Consider the following 17740-nt stretch of genomic DNA (forward strand, 5'->3'; position numbering starts at 1 on the left):
ATACGAGGTCAGCCCCCCGACGGACCCGGATTGTGACGCAGAATTCAGTCAGGTGACAGGAAAGCGCCGCCGGCCTGCCGGTACGGGAGGTACCGGCAGGCCAGCGCACTGGATTGGTCCGTACTATCGGCCCGTCAGCACGGAGTTGGGGGGCTCCGCCGGGACCGGTGCGAACCGGGTCAGAAGCCGAGGCTCCAGGAGTCGATCTTGCCGGTGTCGCCGCCCGCGTTGTCGTTGACGCGCAGCTTCCAGGTGCCGTTCGCGACCTCGGAGGAGGCGTTGACGGTGTAGGTCTGGTTGATGTTGTCCGCGCTGCCGCCGGCCCGGTTGTGCAGGGTGTAGACGGTGCCGTCGGGGGCGACCAGGTCGACCTTCAGGTCACCGATGTAGGTGTGCGCGATGTTCACGCCGACCTGGAGGGCGGCCGGGGCGTTGCCGGTCACGCCGGAGACGGTGATCGGGCTCTCGACCGTGGCGTTGTCGCCGATGGCGAAGTCCGCGGTGTTCTGGAAGGCCGGGGTGGGCTGGGTCGAGGTCACGGCGTTGACGGTCGCGGTGGCGTCGGCGAGGCCGGAGCCGCAGCCGCCGGTGCAGGTGCCGGCCAGCGGGCGGGCATTGGTCTTGATCGCCGACTCGATCTGCGCCGGGGTCAGCGAGGGCTTGGCCGCGACGAGGAGGGCGGCGAGGCCCGCGACGTGCGGGGCGGCCATGCTGGTGCCCTGGAACGGCTTGTAGATCTCGGCGCCGGGGGTGGTGGTGCCCGCGTTCAGCGTGGAGAGGATGCCGTTCTCGGGGGTGGTGACGGTGCCGGGCGTGTCGGTGGCGCGGCGGGTCTCACCGCCCGGGGCGGCGACGTCGATGATCGCGCCGTAGTTGGAGTAGAAGGAGCGGTCGCCGGTGCGGTTGCTGGCGGCGACGTTGATCACGTTGTTGCAGCTGGCGGGCGAGAAGCCGGCCGCGTCCGCGTTGCTGTTGCCGGCGGCGACCACGACGGTGGTGCCGCGGGCGACGGCCGCGTTGATGGCGTTCTGGTAGCTCGCGGTGCAGGCGCCGGAGCCGCCGAGGCTCATGTTGATGACCTTGGCGGGGGTGGCGTTCGCCGGGACGCCCGCGACGGTGCCGCCGGAGGCCCAGGTGATGGCGTCGACGATGTCCGAGGTGGCGCCGCCGCACTTGCCGAGCACGCGGACGGGCTGGATCTTGGCGTTGTACGCGATGCCGGCGACACCCTTGGAGTTGTTGGTCGCCGCGCCGATGGTGCCGGCGACGTGGGTGCCGTGCCAGGAGGAGTCGCTGGCCCGGGAGCCGGTGCCGCACTCGCCGGCCGCGCTCCAGTCGCCCTGGTCGGCCGGGTTGCTGTCGCGGCCGTTGCCGTCGCGGGCGGCGGTGGAGCTGCTGATGAAGTCGTAGCCGGCGACCACGTTGGCGGCGAGGTCGGAGTGGGCCACGTAACCGGTGTCGAGCACAGCGACGGTGACGCCGGAACCGGTGGTCTTGTCCCAGGCGGCGGGCACGTTCATGCCGGCGGTGGGCTCGAAGAGGTCCCACTGCTTGGCGTACTCGGTGTCGTTCGGCGTGGCCATCGCGTAGGCGCGGGAGTCCGGCTCGACGTAGGCGACGTCCGGGTCGGCGCGGAACTGGTCCATCAGGGCGGCGGCGTCGGCCGGGGCGGTCGCACCGCCGAGGTTGACGAGGGCCGCTCCGGTGCCGAGACGGCGGTCGAACGTGGCCTTCTTGCCGGCCTTCTTGCCCTTGGCGGCGGCGTCGTTCGCGGCCGCGTCGTTCGAGCTGGCCTCGGAGGCCGAGGACTTGTAGCCGACGATCAGGTTCTCGACCGGGGCGGCGGCGGGGGCGGCGGGGGCCGCGGCGGCCGGCAGGGTGGAGGCCGGGTCGTTCGCGGGGGTCACGGCCACCGCGGCCGTGGCGGAGCCGGCGAGCAGGGTGACGGACATGGCCACGACGGATATGAGCCGGCGTCTGGGTGCGTGCACGTTGTTCCCCTTTTACGGGCCGGATCCGGGCAGGCCGGAGCGGCCGGTGGGTGCAGTGTGGGAGGTGGAACCGGCGGAGCGGGGCCCGGGCGGGCTGGTCGATCCCGCCCCGGCCGCCGCCGCGCGCCACGTCGCCCGGCCGCGACGGCGGGGCAGGGCAACGGCGTACCCGGCGATCAGCGCGTCCGCGGTCGTTTCACACCATGTGGGGTTGGTGCGGGGCCCGCCCGGGGCGCGGAAGATCGCCGGTGGGCAGACAGTAGGCAACGCGGGGGTGAACCCGATACGGGGAAAACCCTTGTCCGGACCCTGTGGGGCCCCTCCCCCTCCGGGGGTTGGCGGGGGCCGGCCAGGTCAGCGCGGGTTGAGCTTGCGGAAGTAGGTCCAGCTGGACTCGTTGGGTTCGGTCCACTTCTCCGGGGCGCGGGCGAATTCCGGGTGGTGGGCGGCGATGTACGCGCGGGTGCGCTCGGGCACCCCGGCGTACGAGCCGAGCTTCACGCCCCGGCAGTGGAAGGTGAGTCCGCCGGGCCTCTGCCCCTGCTCCATCCAGGGCAGCCAGGGGGACATCCGGGTCCACGACATGGTGGCGGGGACGCTCGGGGCGTCACCGGCGAGGGCGGCCGCGGAGGTGAAGAACTGGAAGAGCTCCAGGGCCCGGTAGGTGTCGTCGGCCGAGTTCAGCGGGTAGTCGGCGACCGGCAGCGGGGAGGGGTAGGCGAGGGGGATCTCCAGGCTGAAGCAGACCTGGTCGCCCAGTTCGGTGCGCGGGACGGGGAAGGGCCGCCACCGCTGGTTGGCCGGATCGTTCCAGACGTGCACGACGGGCTTTCCCTGCCAGGTCTCGAGGATCTCCCGGGTCGCGGGGTCGAGGTAGAAGGCGGCCTCGCGGGAGAGCATCCGGTAGCCCCCGCCCTCTTCGTCGGCCTCCAGCCGGGCGGCGTTGAGGCCCTCGAAGCCGAAGAGGCGGCGGTAGGGCTCACCGGGCGCCCAGGAGTGGATGTCGCCGGTCCACCAGAAGACCGTCTCCTCGCCGTCGAGGGAGGCACGGGTGCGGGCGAAGGCGTGCAGGAGCTCTTCCGGTGTCATGCGGAGAACTCTCGCGGCCGGGCCCGCGGCCGGACAAGCACCGGACGGGCCAACCTCGGCCCCCGTCCGCGCACCCCTGCGACACCTACGACATCGCGGGGACCGCCTCGTACGGATGCCCGGTTGACGGCCCGGCGCGCCACCGGCGACCGTGACCGTCATGGGGAACGGAAACCGCCTGCCGGCGCTGCTCGTGTGCCTCCTGCTCGGCGCCGGGCCGGCCGCGGCCGTGCTGGGGGCCGCCCGGACGGCCGCGGCGCCGCCGCACACCGCCCCCGCGTCCGGCGACCGCGTGGACATCGGCGACGTCCCGCCCGGGCCCGCCCCGCCCCCGGCCGGGCCCGACGCCTCCACGGGGACGGTGACGGTGGAGTGCGGACGCAACGAACAAGGGCACTGGAACCAGGACAACATGGTGGTGTCGCCGGGCCTGCGGGCGGGCGCCCACCACACGCACGCGTACGTGGGCAATCTGTCCACGGACGCCCTGTCCACCGACGCCTCGCTGGCCGCCGCCGGCACGAGCTGCGCCGGCGGCGACCGTTCCACGTACTTCTGGCCCGTCCTGCGGCGCACCGACCGGCCGGGCGGCCGGCCCCACGAGCGGGCGGCCGGGCACGGCAACGCGGGCGAGATCCTCGCCGAGGCCTCGGTGGGGGTGGAGTTCCGGGGCAGCCCCGTCAGCAAGGTGGTGCCGATGCCCCGCTTCCTGCGGGCCGTCACGGGGGACGCCGTGGCCGCCACGGCGGGGACCGGCGCCGACGTCCGGGCCCGCTGGGGCTGTTCGGGCTCCCCCGGCCGGTCCACCACCAGCTACCCGCGCTGCCCGCCCGGCCGGCTGGTGACCCGTACGCTCGTCTTCCCCAGCTGCTGGAACGGGCTGGACACGGCTGCCGCGGACCACCGCTCGCACCTCGCGTTCCCCTCCGCGGGGGGCGTCTGCCCGCAGGGCACGTTTCCGGTGCCCGAGCTGCGGCTGTCGCTGGCCTACGCGGTGCCGCCGGGGGTGCCCATCGCGCTCGACTCCTTCCCGGAGCAGCGGCACAGCCCGAGGACGGACCACGCGATGTTCGTGGACGTGATGACCGACGCGCGGATGGCCGAGCTCGTCGCCTGCCTCAACGAAGGCCGCACCTGCCGGATGTGAGTGACGCGGGTCACATGAACCGGCGGGCCCTTCGGGGCGTGTTCCGACCGCACGACGCAACACGGAGGCGGACGGAGGGTGCAATGCCCGGACCACTGTGGCCCCGCACTCGGCGGGGCTCGACCGACGAGGCGCTGATCAGGGCGGTGTACGAGGAACACGGCAACGCCCTGCTCGCCTACGCCACCCGGCTGACCGGCGACCGCGCCGCCGCCGAGGACGTCGTCCAGGAGACCCTGATCCGGGCCTGGAGGCATTCCGAGGTCCTGGTCAACGGGAAGGGCTCGGTGCGCGGCTGGCTGCTCACCGTGACGCGGAACATCATCACGGACCGGTACCGGGCCAAGGCCGCGCGGCCGCCGGAGGTCTCCGGGTCTGCGGCCGCTCCCCCGGTGGAGGGCGACCACGCGGATGCGGTGGTGGACGCCATGACGGTGCTCGGCGCCCTGGACCGGCTGTCGCCGGAACACCGGGACGTCCTGACGGAGTTGTACTACCGCCAGCACAGCGTCGCCGAGGCCGCCGACCGCCTCGGCATACCCGCGGGGACGGTCAAGTCGCGCTCGCACTACGCCCTCAAGGCGCTGCGCGAGGTGTTCGGGGACGGCACCGCCGACGGCGGGCACAGGAGAGGAACCGGCCGGCCGCCCCAGCAGCCCGGCGGACTGCGGGAGGTGGTGGCGTGAACCGGCAGCGGCACGAGGAGGAGATGGAACTGCTCGGCCCGTACGTGCTGGGCGTCCTGGACGGGCGGGACGTACGGCGCGTCGAGGAGCACCTCGGCGACTGCGTGCGGTGCCGGGAGGAGGTGGCCGCGTTGCGGGAGATGGAGAGGGCGCTGGGCGAGGTGCCCGGGGAGGCCTTCCTGGACGGGCCGCCGCAGGGCGGGGACCTGATGCTCCAGCGGACCCTGCGGCAGGTGCGCGGGGAGCGGGTGGCGGCCGCGCGGTGGAGGACCGCGGTGGTGGGACTGGCCGCGGCGGCCTCACTGGCGGCGGTGTTCTGGGCCGGGGCCCGGGTGGGCGCGGACGCGGGGAACGCCGGGGCGCTGCCCCCGCCGCCGCCCCCGTCGCCGTCCGCGTCGGCGGTGCCCTCGCCTCCGGTGGCGGGGACCCGGGTGGCCTCCGCGACCGATCCGGGCACCGGCGCGCGGATGACCGTACAGCTGACGCCGGCGGCCAAGTGGGTGCGGCTGCGCGCGGCGGTGACCGGGGTGCCGGCGGGCGAGCGGTGCCGGCTGGTGGTGGTCTCCCGGGACGGTACGCGGTCCGTGGCGGGCGGCTGGGTGGTGGGCACGGCGGAGCACGGGGAGGGCAAGGGCGCCGCCCTGGACGGCTCCGCGGCCGTGGATCCCTCGGACGTCAAGGAGGTCCAGGTGGTGGACGAGGCGGGCCGGACCTACGTGTCCGTGCCGGTGTAGCCGGCGCCGGGCGCGGTACGGGGACCCGCGGCGGCCGCGCGGGTCCCCGTACCGGCTCGGGGGCGACCTCGACGGAAGGTGAGCCAGGGTCCAGGGGTCGTCGCCGGCGGGGTCATCTGAGCTGATGAACGGGATCGGTCAAGCGGTCCGGTTGTGACAGGTGAGGCATCCGACGTGTCGGACGTGCTCACTCGGCGGTCCTTCTGTCACCACAAGCGAAGATCGACGGTCTGCGGCTCTTCATGGCGGTTCCATGGGTCGTGGCCCGGAGATCACCGGGTCACAGAGGACAGGTGAGGGAACATGCGAAACGAAGCCGCCAAGCGGGTCGAACTGGTCTTCTCGCTCTTCGACGCCAATGGCAACGGCGTCCTCGACTCCGGAGACTTCGACCTGATGACGGGCCGTGTCCTGGAGGCGGCGGCCGCGTCGGACGGCGGCGCCAAGGCCGCCCTCCGGGCCGCGTTCCGTCGCTACTGGACGACGCTCGCCACTGAACTGGACGCCAACGGCGACGGCGTGATCACCCTGGAGGAGTTTCGTCCGTTCGTGCTCGACCCCGAGCGTTTCGGTCCCACGATCACCGAGTTCGCCGGGGCGCTCTCCGCACTCGGCGATCCCGACGGGGACGGCCTGATCGAGCGCCCCCTCTTCGTGTCGCTGATGACGGCGATCGGCTTCGAGGAGGCGAACATCCACGCCCTCTTCGACGCCTTCGGCCCGGACGCCGAGGACCGCATCACCGTGGCCACGTGGGCCGCCGGCATCGAGGACTACTACGCGCCGGAAAAGGCCGGCATCCCGGGCGACCGGCTCGTGACCGCCCGGGCCGTCTGACACCACCCGTCAGCGCATCACCGCGGGGGCGGCGGCCGCTGAGCGCTGCGGGGGTCATGGCCGGGGCTTGTCCGCGAACACCCACCGGTTTCCCTCCAGCGCGTCGTTCGGCTCGGGGAGGGGGCCACGTCCGTGCCGACGGGTGAAGTCGAAGGGCGTGTACATCGAGGTGGACCAGCCCTTGGCCGTCAGGCCGCCCGCGGAGTCGGGTCGTGGCCCCTTGTCGAAGAGGTCGAGCAGGTCGATGCCGGTCCGTTCCCGCGTCGCCGTGTAGATCGGACTGTCGCGGTACATCAGCAGGTCCTTCTCCAGCTTTGCCTCGAAGGCCAGGGCGCTGCCTCCGGTGGTCAGCCCGTCCACCGTGTCGATGAGGTACGTCTCGGCAGGGCCCGGTAGGTAGAAGAGCAGTCCCTCGGCCAGCCAGACGCTCGGTGCGGCCGGGTCGAAGCCGACGGCGGTCAGCGCGCCGGCCCAGTCCGCGCGCAGGTCGACCGGTACGGGGACGCGCTCCGCCTTCGGCGTGGCCGCCAGGCCCGTGAGCACCTGGTGCTTGAACTCCAGCACGCCCGCCCGGTCGATCTCGAAGACCGCGCAGCCGGACGGCCAGTCCAGCCGGAAGGCGCGGGTGTCCAGCCCCGCTCCCAGCAGGACCACCTGCCGGGGGCCCGTCCGCACCGACCGGAGCAGGAAGTCGTCGAGCACCCTGGTCCGCAGGCCGAAGTACCGGGTGAACCGCCCCCACAGCGGGTCGCCGTCCCCGTCCGGGACCTGCTGGACGCGCACCGGCCAGTCCGCGCACGCCGGGGCGGCGCGCACGAAGTGTTCCGCGTAGGGGTCCTGGGCCAGGCTGTCGTCGCGGTGGGTCTCGATCGCCCGTGCCGCGGCGACCAGGAGGGCGGTCAGGCCCACACCTCCGTCCACGCCTTCCACGTCCGTGTGCTGCGGCGCCGTGCCGGTCATGTCTCCTCCATGGGCGTTTGTGGGGGCCGCGGGCTTCCTGCTCGTCGGATGCGGTGGTCCACGGTGCCGCGCGCCGCGCTCAGCGTCCCGCGGTGGGGAGCAGGACCGGTTTGACCACGCGGCCGGCGTCGCAGTCGCGTTCGGCCTCGTTGATGTCGGCCAGCGGGTAGGTGCGGATGAGCTGGTCGAAGGGGAAGCGTCCGGCCTGCCAGAGCCGGGTCAGCAGCGGGATCAGCAGTCCGGGGACGGCGTCCCCTTCGCAGATGTGGCGGATGCTGCGGCCCCGGTCGAGCGTGCCCGGTTCGAGCGGCAGCGCGGTGTGGAGCCGTGCCACCAGGCCGAGGCTGCCGGTGGGACGCAGTGCCCGCAGCGCGTCGTTGATGAGCGGGGCGGAGGCCGTGGTGTCGAGCGCGTACTGGGCGCCGCCGCCGGTGAGCCGCCGGATCCGCTCGGCCCGTCCGGGCGTTCCCGCGGGCAGGGGGATCGCGCCGAACCGTTCGGCCAGGGCCAGCCGTCGGGGGTGCCGGTCGACGGCCACGGTCAGCGCGCCGGCGGCGGTGGCCGCCATCACGGCGGCGAGGCCCACGGCTCCCGCGCCGAGAACGACGAGGGTGTCGCCCGGGCCGGCGGCGAAGGTGTTCAGCACGGCTCCGGCGCCGGTGAGGAAGCCGCAGCCGAGCGGCCCGAGCAGTTCGACGGGGAGCGCGGGGTCGACCCGGACGGCGTTGCGGGCCGGGACGAGCGCGTACTCGGCGAAGGAGGACTGGCCGAACCACCGGGGGGACAGCGCTCCCCCGGCCGCGTCGGTGAGCCGGGGAGCGGCCTCCTCGCGTCCCCCGAAGAGGTTGAGGGAGGCGAAGGAGTCGCAGTAGGCGGGGGCCGCGCCGCGGCAGTTCCGGCAGTGCCCGCAGGAGTCGAAGCTCAGCACGACGTGGTCGCCGACGCCGATCGCGGTGTCCGGGCCGCCGCCCGTCCGCACCACGACCCCGGCCCCTTCGTGGCCGAGCACCGCCGGCAGCGGGCTGCGGCCGGCCGATCGCCGGACCGCGAGATCGGTCCGGCACATCCCGCAGCCGGCGATCTCGACCAGGACCTCGCCGACGGCGGGTTCCGTCGGCAGGGCGACCTCCTCGACCGTGAACGGATCCTCGTACGAGCGCAGTACGGCCGCCCGGAACCTCACCATGACGCCTCCCGCGGGCGGTGGACAACGAACGGCCGCAGGTTGCCGTACAGCCCCCACGGTCCGCCCGCCACGCCGACGCCGCTGTCCTTGACGCCCGTGAAGGGCTGGGCGAGGGACAGTTCGGCGTGGTGGTTGATCCAGGCCGTGCCGCATTCGAGCCGGTCGGCCACCGCCTCGGCCCGGTCGGGGTCGGTGCCCCACACGGAGCCGCCCAGTCCGAAGCCGGTGCCGTTGGCGGCGTCGACGGCTTCGTCGAGGTTCCGGTAGGACAGCACCGGCAGGACCGGTCCGAACTGCTCCTCGGTCACCACCGGGCTGTCGGGGGGAACGTCGGTGAGGATCGTGGGGGCGAAGAAGTAGCCCGGCCCCGCCGGCCGGTGGCCCCCCGCCGCCGCCCGGGCGCCGTCGGCCAGGGCCCGCTGCGTGATCTGCTCGACCCGGGCCAGCTGGCGGGCGTTGTTGACCGGTCCCATCCGGGTGTCCGGGTCCAGGCCGGGCCCCACGGTGACGGCCATGGCGCGCTCGGCGAGGGCTTCGACGACCTGGGCGTGGATCCGGGCAGGGGCGTACACGCGTTTGACCGCCATGCAGACCTGCCCGCAGTTGCGGAAGGCTGCCCAGAACAGCCGGTCCGCGATCCGGTCCACCTCGACGTCGTCCAGCAGGACGGCGGCGTCGTTGCCGCCCAGTTCGAGGGTGACCCGGGCGAGCGAGGCCGCCGCCGCTTCGGCGACGGCCCGCCCGGTGGGCACCGAGCCGGTGAAGGTGACGTGGCGGATGCCGGGGTGGGAGGCGAGGCGGGCGCCGAGCGGTTCGCGGCCGGTGACGACGGTCAGCACGTCCTCGGGCAGGACGGTGGCGAGGACGGAGCCGAGCAGCCGAGTGGCGAGCGGGGTGAAGGGAGACGGTTTGAGGACCACGGTGTTGCCCGCCGCGAGGGCGGGCGCGAACTTCGCCGCCGCCAGCTGGAGGGGGAAGTTCCACGGCACGATCGCGGCGACGGGTCCGAGGGGGCGCCAGCGGATCTCGCTGTGGACGGGCCGGCCGTCGGTGATCCGCCGGGTCCTGGGGGCCAGGTCGGCGAAGTAGCGCAGCCGGGCCGCCGTACGGGCGATCTCCGCGTACGACTCGGCCAGGGGCTTGCCCTGTTCCCGGGTGAGCAGCCGGGCGAGGTCGTCGGCGGCCGCCTCGACGGCGCCGGCCGCCGCGCGCAGCGCGGTGGTGCGGGCGGCGGCATCGGCGCGCCAGCCGTGCCAGGCCCGGCGGGACCGGTCGACGACGGCGTCCAGTGCGTCCGGCTGCTGGTCGGGCGCCTCGTCGAAGGCCTCCCCCGTGGACGGGTCGACGACGGCGAGGCGCGGGGTGCGGTCCCGGGGGGCGCGATCGGGCTCGGAGGTCGGCATGCCGGTGGTCAGCTCACGGCGGTGGTGCCGGCCGCGTGCTCCCGGGCCTGCCGGTCCATCTCCGCCCGGAAGGCGGCCACCAGGTGCGGCCGGATCCGTCCGGTGTTGCGGTCGCCGCCCTCGCAGACCGCTCCGCGCACCCCGACGATGTCCGTGCCGATACGGGTGAGCGGTCCGAGGTCGGCCTGTGTGACACTGCCCGCGAGGGCGGCGAGCAGGCCGGCGGCGTGGGCCAGCCGGACGAACTCGGCGCACACGTCCGGCGGCACGTGGTCGAACAGCCGCGTCCCGTCCTTGATCGCGGTGTCGAGCATGGCGGCGTCGGCGCCGGAGCGGGCGGCGATGTCGGGCAGGGCGAGCGGATTGACGCAGCCGATCCGGTGGGCGTCGGCATAGCCGGAGGCGACGACCAGCGCTTCGGGGCGGTGGTCCTTCACCGCCCGGACGACCGCGCGCATGACGTCGATCCCCTGGTCTGGCGTGGTGCATCCGTAGAGGCCGACCTTGATGTACGTGGCGCCGGAGACGACCGCGCCGAGTGCGGCCTGCGCCACCGTGCCGGGCTTGTACGGGACGTCCCCCACGGTCGCGGACACCGGCTTGTCCGCCGGTACCGCGTCGCGGATCTCCCGGATGACCCAGGGGAAGTTCGCGCCGAGGGAGCCCTCGTCAGGCTTCTTGACGTCGACGATGTCGAGGTGCTCCGCCGCCTTCGCACAGTCCAGAGCCTCCTCGACACCGTCCGGGGAGATGAGAAGCAACACCGTGAACTCCTTTCGCCGCCGGTCCGCCCGGCCGGGGGACAGGGGACCGCGGATCACCTGGTTCATGTGCGATGTGCTCATCATTTCCGTGACCCATGGGGTCCGGGAGGGCGCACGGGGTGTCCATTGGCGCTCGTGTCCGTGTCCGGCGCGCCGTACACGGCGGGGCAAACAGGACAAGGCTGCGGGGGACCGGCGGGGGCGGGGAAGCGTGACGGGGCCCGGGAACATGTCCAGTTCCCGGGCCCCTCGGTGCCACCCAATTGCGCACACCGGCGCCGTTTAAGAGCGGGGATCATTCTGAGGCCGACGTGTTCTACCTTTGAACTACCGCGCCGCGAAGAGGCGCAGGAGGGACTTGAACCCCCATCCGTCGGTGATCGTCCCCGCTCGGTCGATCCGGTGTTCGGCGGCGAATGCTGAGACTGGAGCGATAATCTGAGATTCAAGGGGCCGCCTCTACCGGCTTGGGCCACCCCGGCACGTGTGCCGGGGGAGGGATTCGAACCCCCAGTGACACCCCTGTTTCAGCTTCAACGTCAGTTTCAGCTTGCGCTCTCGCGCACCCCCTGTCACACAGGGGGCGTTCATGGGGCTACCCGAAGAGGTAGCCGAATACGGCGTCCCCGACCCGCTGGTCGGTGACCTCGGCGCCGTTGGCCTCCTCGCGGGCGAACTTCACGGCCTGCTGGAGCCGTTCCACCCGGTCGAGGAGTTCGTTGACCCGGCGGGCCGGGAGGGCGCCGGAGAACTTCACGGTCGTCCAGTAGCCGACCGCGACGTCCTCGTAGTACACCTCCACCTGCGCTGGGTGCTTCTCCGTGGCCTCGGCCTTGACGTGGTTGCGCGGCACCTTCTTGGTGCGGATCGTGCGCACCGGTTCCGTCTTCCAGGAGTCCGTGGAGGGGTCCAGGTTCCAGGACTCCGAGGCGTCCAGGACGGGCAGCTTGCGCACGAAGGTGTGCAGGTCGGTCAGCTGCTTCTCGAGGAAGAGCAGGTAGGGCACCGGGACCTGGGGGAGCAGCACGTTGCCGTCGACGACGACGTCGGCGGCCGCGGTGCGGTTCGCCCAGTCCTTGGTCGCCGTCACGTCGAACAGGCGGGTCAGGGTGCCGGCCGTCGCCCGCAGCACGTCCTCCGCCTTGACCTGGACCCGGGTGGACTCGGGCGGCAGCTGTTCGCCCTCCTCGTCCTTGGGCTGGTACGTACGCGAGATGCCGGCCAGCAGGGCGGGCTTCTGCACGTCGTGGTGAGCCTGGGTGAGCTCCTGGAGGGACTTGGACTTGACGCCCTTTTCGACTGCGATGATCTGATTCAGCTTCGGCACGTGATCAACCTAGCAACGGCCCCGGTGTGACTACCATTTCTTTTCCGGCGCGGTGTTCCGGCGCGGGGTTCCGGAGCGTGCCCGGCCCGTGTTCCGCCCCCCCTGTTCCGGCCCGTGTGCTCAGCCGCGCAGCCGCACGGGGAGGTCGTACAGGTCGTTCTGGGTGAGGACCGGCTTGTTGCGCAGTTCCTCGCGGGCGACGGCCAGCGTGAGGTCCGGGAAGCGGGCGTAGAGCGCCGGGAGGGCCACCAGGGCCTCCAGGCGGGACAGGGCAGCGCCGGGGCAGACGTGGGGGCCGTGGCCGAAGGCGATGTGCCGGTTGGGGGTGCGGGTGACGTCGAACTCGCCCGCGTTCTCGCCGTGCTGGGCCTCGTCGCGGCCGAGCGCGCCGAAGGAGACGATCAGCCCCTCGCCCTTCGGCAGGACGCGGTCGCCGACCTCGATGTCCTCGGTGGCGAACCGGATGAGGACGTGCGAGGTGGGGGTGGACCAGCGCAGGGTCTCCTCGATGACGTTCTCCCACGGGACCTCTCCCTTGAGGACGAGGGCCCGCTGCTCGGGGTGGGTCTCCAGGGCGACGACGGCGTTGACGATCAGACTGATGGTGGTCTCGTGCCCGGCGGCGACCATCAGCTGGAGGGTGTTGGTGATCTCCTCGGTGCTGAGGTGGTCGCCGTCCTCGGAGGCGGCGATCAGCGCGCTGGTGAGGTCGTCGCCGGGGTGCGCCCGCTTGGACTCCACGATCCGGGAGAACAGCGCCCCGAGGTCCGCCATCATCTGGGGGACCTCCTCGGGGAGGGTCTGCGTGGAGAAGAACTTCTCGAAGAGCGCCTTCAGACGCGGGTGGTCGGCGGCGTCGACGCCCATCAGCTCGCTGATGACGTTCATCGGCAGCGGGTAGGCGAAGTGCGCCTTCAGGTCGACGGTCCCGTCGTCCGCGAGGGCCGCCAGCCGGTCGAGCGACCTGGCCGTGAGGGCCTCGATGCCGGCGCGCAGCTTCTCCACCCGGCGGGCGGTCAGTGCCTGGGCCACGAGGGTGCGCAGCCGGCGGTGCTCGTCGCCGTCGACGGTCAGCATGGAGCGGCCGGGGTTGGCCAGGCCTATCAGCGGCCAGTCGAGGGGGATCTCCCCGCGCTGCCAGGCCCCCCACACGTTGATGTCCTTCACGACCCGGGGGTCGGTGAGGAGCTTGCGCGCCTCGGCGTGGTGCGTGACGGCGTACACGGCGACCCCGCCGGGGAGGACCACGCGGGCCAGCGGGCCGGCGGCGCGCAGCGCGGCGCTCTCGGCGTCGAGGTCGGCGACGAAGGGGTCGAGGGTGAGGGGGGCGGGGCCGGTGTGGTCGATCGGGCAGGTCACGGTGTGGCTCCAAGCGCGGGGGTCGGGGTGTAGGTCACGGGGAGGGCGGTGAGGCCGCGCAGCCAGGGCGAGGGGCGCCGGGTGAGTTCGGCGGCGGGCTCGGCGAGGTCGACGTCCGGGAGCCGGTCGAGGAGGACCTCGATGCCGGTGCGGGCGATGGCCTCGGCGACCTCCTGCGCCGGGAAGGGGCAGCGGTGCTCCCCGTGGCCGAAGGAGAAGAAGGCGTTGTTGCCGCCGGTGAGGGCGCCCGCGTCGGTGCGTACGTGGGGGTCCGCGTTGGCTGCGGCCAGGCCGAGCAGGACCAGGTCGCCGCTGCCGATGCGGCGGCCGCCGAGGTGGGTGTCGCGGGTGGTCCAGCGGCCGGCGACGTTCTGGGTCGGGGTGTCCTCCCAGAGCACTTCGTTCATGGCTTCGCCGACGCTGTGCCGGCCGCCCGCCAGGGAGGCGGCGAAGCGGTCGTCGGTGAGCATCAGGCGCAGCGAGTTGCCGATCCAGTCGGCGGTGGGCTGGTGGCCGGCGGCCATCATCACCATCAGGTCCTGGGCGATCTCGTCGACGGTGAACCCGGCGGTGTTGGCCAGCATCCGGGAGGCCACGTCGGGGCCGGGGGCGGCGGCCTTCGCCGCGAGCAGCGCGTACATGGACTCGCCGAGGTGGCGCTGGCCCTCCAGGGCGCCCTCCCGTCCGTTGATCATGTCGTTCATGGCGGTGACGAGGCCCGGGCCCTGCTCGTCGGAGAACCCGTAGATGCGGGCGAGGACGCGCAGGGGCAGGAGCATGGCGTACTCGCCGACGATGTCGCACCGCCCCTTGCCGCACAGCCCGTCGATGAGCTCGTCGGCGAAGCGTTCGGCGTGGCCCCTGAGTTCGAAGGGGTCGACGGACTCCAGCGCGTCGGAGATGACGGCGGCGCGCTCGCGGTGGCGTTCGCCGACGGTGTAGAGGATGGACGGCTGCTTGCGTCCGATCATCGGGAGCAGCGGCCAGTCGGCCGGGATGCGGTCCCACTGGTTCCACAGGTCGGAGTCGCGGGAGAAGAGCTGCGGGTCGCTGGTGACCTGGTGCAGTTCGCGGTAGCCGAGGACCAGCCAGGCCGGGACGTCGCCGTCGAGGACGACCGGGGCGACGGGGCCGTGGTCGCGGCGCATCTCCCGGTACAGCTCGGCGGGGTCGCTCTGGAAGCGGGGGCCGCCCAGGTAGACGGGCTGTGGCTCGGGGGTGGTCACGGGGTGGGCTCCGGGAGGGTGTGCGGGACGACGGCCGGCTGGTCGGGCCGGTGGCTGTGGCGGTGCTGGAGGTGCTCGACGAGGGAGATCAGCACCTGCTTGCTGGATGCGCGGGAGCGGGCGTCGCAGAACAGCAGGGGCACCTCGGGCGGGAGGTCGAGCGCGGTGCGGATCTGCTCGGTGGTGTGGGCGGGTCCGCCGAAGTCGTTGCAGGCGACGACGAAGGGCGTGCCGTGGTGTTCGAGGCGGTCGATGGCGTACCAGGAGTCCGCGAGGCGGCGGGTGTCCACGAGGACGACCGCGCCGAGGGTGCCGGAGAAGAGCCGGTCCCACAGGAACCAGAACCGCTCCTGGCCGGGGGCGCCGAAGAGGTAGAGCACGTTGTGGGCGTCGAGGGTGATGCGGCCGAAGTCGAAGGCGACGGTGGTGGCGGTCTTGGCGCCCACGCCGTCGGTGTCGTCGACGGCCTCGCCCGCCTTGGTCATCGTCTCCTCGGTGTTCAGCGGGCGGATCTCGCTGACCGAGCGGACCATGGTGGTCTTGCCCACGCCGAAGCCGCCCACGATCACGATCTTGAGGCCGTTGTCGGCGGTGCTGCTGAGGGCCTGCCGGGGTTCGGCCCGGTCAGATGTTGCGGAGTCCAACGAGCACCTGCTCCAGGATGTCGGGGTCGGGAAGGCGGTACGTCGTGAGGCGCGGGTGCCGCGCGCTGATCCGCCCGGCCGCGAGGAGGTCGGCGAGGAGGATCCGTACGATCGAGACGGGCAGGCCCAGTTCGGCCGCCACCTCCACCACGGCCGTCGGGAAGCGGCACATCCGCAGGATCGCCGCGTGCTCGGACTGGATGCCGGGGACCGGGTCGCACTCGGCGACGATCAGGGTCACCAGGTCGAAGGCGTCGCTGCCGGAGCTGCTGCGGCCGCCGGTGAGGGTGTACAGCCGGTCCGGGGAGTCGTCCCGGCCCGGCCTGACGCGGCTCATCCCCGGGGCCTGGCGATCAGATGCTCGCTCAGCTGCTCCACCAGCTCGGACATGTTGTGCCCGACGAGGCCGGCGTCGGCGTCCTCGGCGGCGACGAGCGCGAGGTGCGCGCCCTCGCCGGCCTCGACGATGAAGAGGATCCCGCCGTAGAACTCGGCCATGGCGGAGCGGACCCCTCCGGTGCCGTCGCCGAACTCGATGGACGCCCCGTGGGACAGGCTCTGGATGCCGGCGGCGATCGCGGCGAGCTGGTCGGCCTGGTCGACGGACAGCTCGGGGGTGCGGCACAGCTTGAGGCCGTCGCGGGAGAGCACGAGGGCGTGCCGGGCGCCGGGGGTGCGCTCCAGGAGTCCTTCCAGGAGCCAGCTGAGCGTCTCGTCGGTGGTGGAGCCGGTCATGGGGTGTCGTTGCCTTCCGGGTGCGGGGGGTTCGTGGGCTGCTGCTGCGCCGGGGCCGCGGTGCCGCGTACGGCTTGGCGGAAACTGCCGAAGCGGGCGGCGGACCGGGACGCGCCGCCGGGGGCGGCCTGGGTGCGGGCCGCCGCACCCGCGGCGTCGGCCCCCTCGGGGTGGGCGGCGGCCAGGGTCCGGCCGCGCCGCCGCTGGGGCAGTCCGCTCTCGCCGAGCACCGGGTTGCGGCCGGTGGTTTCGGATTCGGCGGAGTCTACGGGGGTGTCGCGGGCGGGTTCCGCCCCGGTCCGCGGGGCCGGTGCGGGGCCGGCGGGCTCCGGCTCGGTGCGCCGGGCCGGTACGGGCGCCGCCACGGCGGCGGGCTCGGGGGCCGCGAGGAGGGCCGGGGCGGGCAGGGGTTCGGCCGGCGCGTGGCTGATCAGTTCCTCGGGGATCATCATCAGCGCTCCGGTGCCGCCGCGCGCGGAGGGGCGGAAGGAGACGGTCAGCCCGTGCTTGCGGGCGAGGCGGCCGACGACGGCGAGGCCGAGGCGGGTGCCGGAGAGTCCGGCGAGGTCCGGGGAGCCGGCGGACACGGCCTGCTCGGCGCGGCGCAGCTGGACCTCGCTCATGACGAGTCCGCTGTCCTCGACGGTGATGATGATCCCGGCCGGCACCTCCTCCACGTAGACGTGGACCTCGGCGGTGGGCGGCGAGAAGTTGGCGGCGTTGTCGAGGAGTTCGGCGAGGGCGTGCATGACGCCCTCGGCGGCGTGCCCGGCGACGGCGGCCTCGCTGGTGGAGTGCAGCCGGATCCGCTGGTAGCCGCCGATGCGGCCCATGGCGCCGCGCAGGATGGACTCCATGACGATGGGCCTGGCCCAGCGGCGGCCGGAGCGGGCTCCGGTGAGGACGGCGATGGAGTCGGCGAGGCGGCCGGCCTGGGCGGTGCGGTGGTCGAGGTGGAGCAGGTCGCCGAGGACCGCCTCGTCGGCGTGCCTGTGCTCCATGTCCCGCAGGTCGGCCAGCATTCCGGTGGCGAGCGCCTGCATCCGGCCGGCCGCGTTGGCGGCGGCGGCCATGGCCGCGGCCCGGCCCGACTGGGCGCGGCGCAGTTCGTCGCCGAGCCGCTCCCGGGTGGCGAGCTGGGCGGCGGTGATCCGGTCCAGTTCGAGGGCGTGGGCGGCGTTGATCCGGTCCAGTTCGGCGGCGTGGGCGGTGGTGAGGTGGTGCTGTTCGGCGGCGTGGGCCGCCGTCAGGTGTTCCACCTCGGCGGCGTGGGCCGTCGTGAGCCGGGTGCGTTCGGCGGTGCGGGCCGCCGCGTCGCGGGCCCCGTCGGCCGTCAGCCGGGCGATGTGGGCGTCACGGGCGGAGAGTTCGCCGGCGAGGTGGGAGAGCCGGCCGCGCAGCTGCCGGGCGGTGCGCGCCCACCAGGTGACGGCGCAGGCGGCGACGGCGAGCAGCAGCGAGCCGGAGAAGGAGAACCAGGCGAGCGGGACTCGGACGGCCGACGGGGCCGCGGCCACCGCCGCCGTGGACAGAGCGCCCGCGGCCGCTGCTGTGACCAGCAGGGCGAGCGCGGAGGGGCGGAGGGGGGTGGGCGACGCCGTCATCAATCAAAGCCTCAAACCGGGCGTAAATGGAAGAGAGGGTTCCTGTGG

The 17740-nt window shown here is 73.4% G+C and carries 17 protein-coding genes; 4 read left to right on the forward strand and 13 right to left on the reverse strand.

All coding sequences use genetic code 11. The features are described from left to right. Positions 1–179 precede the first annotated feature (179 nt). Together ACZ4WZ_RS00950 and ACZ4WZ_RS00955 are read right to left on the reverse strand one after the other, a co-directional pair. Positions 180–1952, reverse strand: coding sequence for a S8 family peptidase (locus ACZ4WZ_RS00950; RefSeq protein ID WP_467884193.1), 1773 nt, complete (start codon positions 1950–1952; stop codon positions 180–182). Positions 1953–2345: 393 nt separating this feature from the next. Further along, positions 2346–3080 carry a DUF1838 family protein gene (locus ACZ4WZ_RS00955; protein ID WP_467883786.1) on the reverse strand — a complete coding sequence of 245 codons (735 nt, stop codon included), beginning with the start codon at positions 3078–3080 and terminating at the stop codon, positions 2346–2348. Between the two features lie 160 nt (positions 3081–3240). Here ACZ4WZ_RS00955 and ACZ4WZ_RS00960 point away from each other — a divergent pair, with 160 nt between their 5' ends. The 4 genes from ACZ4WZ_RS00960 (at position 3241) to ACZ4WZ_RS00975 (ending at position 6484) form a co-directional block, all read left to right on the forward strand. Beyond that, positions 3241–4227, forward strand: coding sequence for a DUF1996 domain-containing protein (locus tag ACZ4WZ_RS00960; RefSeq protein ID WP_467883787.1), 987 nt, complete (start codon positions 3241–3243; stop codon positions 4225–4227). An 83-nt stretch (positions 4228–4310) separates the two neighbouring features. Continuing rightward, positions 4311–4913, forward strand: coding sequence for a sigma-70 family RNA polymerase sigma factor (locus ACZ4WZ_RS00965; protein WP_467883788.1), 603 nt, complete (start codon positions 4311–4313; stop codon positions 4911–4913). Next, complete coding sequence (locus ACZ4WZ_RS00970) at positions 4910–5647, forward strand: zf-HC2 domain-containing protein (RefSeq protein WP_467883789.1); 738 nt, start codon at positions 4910–4912, stop codon at positions 5645–5647. Before ACZ4WZ_RS00965 ends, ACZ4WZ_RS00970 begins: the two co-directional genes overlap by 4 nt. 303 nt (positions 5648–5950) lie before the next feature. After that, entirely contained in the window at positions 5951–6484 is a 534-nt protein-coding gene (locus ACZ4WZ_RS00975; RefSeq protein ID WP_467883790.1) for an EF-hand domain-containing protein, read from the forward strand. Between the two features lie 54 nt (positions 6485–6538). On the opposite strand, the gene ACZ4WZ_RS00980 is transcribed toward ACZ4WZ_RS00975, so the two are convergent. The 11 genes from ACZ4WZ_RS00980 to ACZ4WZ_RS01030 all read right to left on the reverse strand — a co-directional run bounded on the left by ACZ4WZ_RS00980 (position 6539) and on the right by ACZ4WZ_RS01030 (position 17692). Continuing rightward, a complete protein-coding gene (locus ACZ4WZ_RS00980) occupies positions 6539–7444 on the reverse strand; it encodes a class I SAM-dependent methyltransferase (RefSeq protein ID WP_467883791.1) in 906 nt (301 codons plus the stop codon). A gap of 79 nt (positions 7445–7523) precedes the next feature. After that, complete coding sequence (locus tag ACZ4WZ_RS00985; RefSeq protein ID WP_467884194.1) at positions 7524–8627, reverse strand: NAD(P)-dependent alcohol dehydrogenase; 1104 nt, start codon at positions 8625–8627, stop codon at positions 7524–7526. Further along, a complete protein-coding gene (locus ACZ4WZ_RS00990) occupies positions 8624–10033 on the reverse strand; it encodes an aldehyde dehydrogenase family protein (RefSeq protein ID WP_467883792.1) in 1410 nt (469 codons plus the stop codon). Before ACZ4WZ_RS00990 ends, ACZ4WZ_RS00985 begins: the two co-directional genes overlap by 4 nt. An 8-nt stretch (positions 10034–10041) precedes the next feature. Then, the gene (locus ACZ4WZ_RS00995) at positions 10042–10797 is read right to left on the reverse strand and encodes a (5-formylfuran-3-yl)methyl phosphate synthase (protein WP_467883793.1); all 756 of its coding nucleotides are present in this window, start codon (positions 10795–10797) and stop codon (positions 10042–10044) included. 595 nt (positions 10798–11392) lie between these two features. Continuing rightward, complete coding sequence (locus ACZ4WZ_RS01000; RefSeq protein ID WP_467883794.1) at positions 11393–12124, reverse strand: DUF7873 family protein; 732 nt, start codon at positions 12122–12124, stop codon at positions 11393–11395. 120 nt (positions 12125–12244) lie between these two features. Further along, positions 12245–13483, reverse strand: coding sequence for a cytochrome P450 family protein (locus ACZ4WZ_RS01005; protein WP_467883795.1), 1239 nt, complete (start codon positions 13481–13483; stop codon positions 12245–12247). Beyond that, entirely contained in the window at positions 13480–14709 is a 1230-nt protein-coding gene (locus ACZ4WZ_RS01010) for a cytochrome P450 (RefSeq protein WP_467883796.1), read from the reverse strand. Before ACZ4WZ_RS01010 ends, ACZ4WZ_RS01005 begins: the two co-directional genes overlap by 4 nt. Beyond that, entirely contained in the window at positions 14706–15353 is a 648-nt protein-coding gene (locus tag ACZ4WZ_RS01015) for a GTP-binding protein (protein ID WP_467883797.1), read from the reverse strand. Before ACZ4WZ_RS01015 ends, ACZ4WZ_RS01010 begins: the two co-directional genes overlap by 4 nt. Beyond that, positions 15334–15690 (reverse strand): DUF742 domain-containing protein, encoded by a 357-nt coding sequence (locus ACZ4WZ_RS01020; RefSeq protein ID WP_388936307.1) that lies wholly within the window; start codon positions 15688–15690, stop codon positions 15334–15336. Before ACZ4WZ_RS01020 ends, ACZ4WZ_RS01015 begins: the two co-directional genes overlap by 20 nt. Then, positions 15687–16088 carry a roadblock/LC7 domain-containing protein gene (locus ACZ4WZ_RS01025; RefSeq protein ID WP_136214855.1) on the reverse strand — a complete coding sequence of 134 codons (402 nt, stop codon included), beginning with the start codon at positions 16086–16088 and terminating at the stop codon, positions 15687–15689. Before ACZ4WZ_RS01025 ends, ACZ4WZ_RS01020 begins: the two co-directional genes overlap by 4 nt. Continuing rightward, positions 16085–17692: a sensor histidine kinase gene (locus ACZ4WZ_RS01030; protein ID WP_467883798.1), complete on the reverse strand. Its 1608-nt coding sequence runs from the start codon at positions 17690–17692 to the stop codon at positions 16085–16087. The genes ACZ4WZ_RS01025 and ACZ4WZ_RS01030 overlap by 4 nt, the downstream gene beginning before the upstream one ends. Between the last annotated feature and the right edge of the window lie 48 nt (positions 17693–17740).

The sequence above is a fragment of the Streptomyces sp. NPDC029122 genome, from assembly GCF_055569445.1.

Coding starts and splice junctions, on each gene's coding strand:
- ACZ4WZ_RS00950 (WP_467884193.1), bottom strand. CDS start 1,952: ATGTCCGTCACCCTGCTCGCCGGCTCCGCCACGGCCGCGGTGGCCGTG.
- ACZ4WZ_RS00955 (WP_467883786.1), bottom strand. CDS start 3,080: ATGACACCGGAAGAGCTCCTGCACGCCTTCGCCCGCACCCGTGCCTCC.
- ACZ4WZ_RS00960 (WP_467883787.1), top strand. CDS start 3,241: ATGGGGAACGGAAACCGCCTGCCGGCGCTGCTCGTGTGCCTCCTGCTC.
- ACZ4WZ_RS00965 (WP_467883788.1), top strand. CDS start 4,311: ATGCCCGGACCACTGTGGCCCCGCACTCGGCGGGGCTCGACCGACGAG.
- ACZ4WZ_RS00975 (WP_467883790.1), top strand. CDS start 5,951: ATGCGAAACGAAGCCGCCAAGCGGGTCGAACTGGTCTTCTCGCTCTTC.
- ACZ4WZ_RS00980 (WP_467883791.1), bottom strand. CDS start 7,444: ATGACCGGCACGGCGCCGCAGCACACGGACGTGGAAGGCGTGGACGGA.
- ACZ4WZ_RS00990 (WP_467883792.1), bottom strand. CDS start 10,033: ATGCCGACCTCCGAGCCCGATCGCGCCCCCCGGGACCGCACCCCGCGC.
- ACZ4WZ_RS01020 (WP_388936307.1), bottom strand. CDS start 15,690: ATGAGCCGCGTCAGGCCGGGCCGGGACGACTCCCCGGACCGGCTGTAC.
- ACZ4WZ_RS01025 (WP_136214855.1), bottom strand. CDS start 16,088: ATGACCGGCTCCACCACCGACGAGACGCTCAGCTGGCTCCTGGAAGGA.
- ACZ4WZ_RS01030 (WP_467883798.1), bottom strand. CDS start 17,692: ATGACGGCGTCGCCCACCCCCCTCCGCCCCTCCGCGCTCGCCCTGCTG.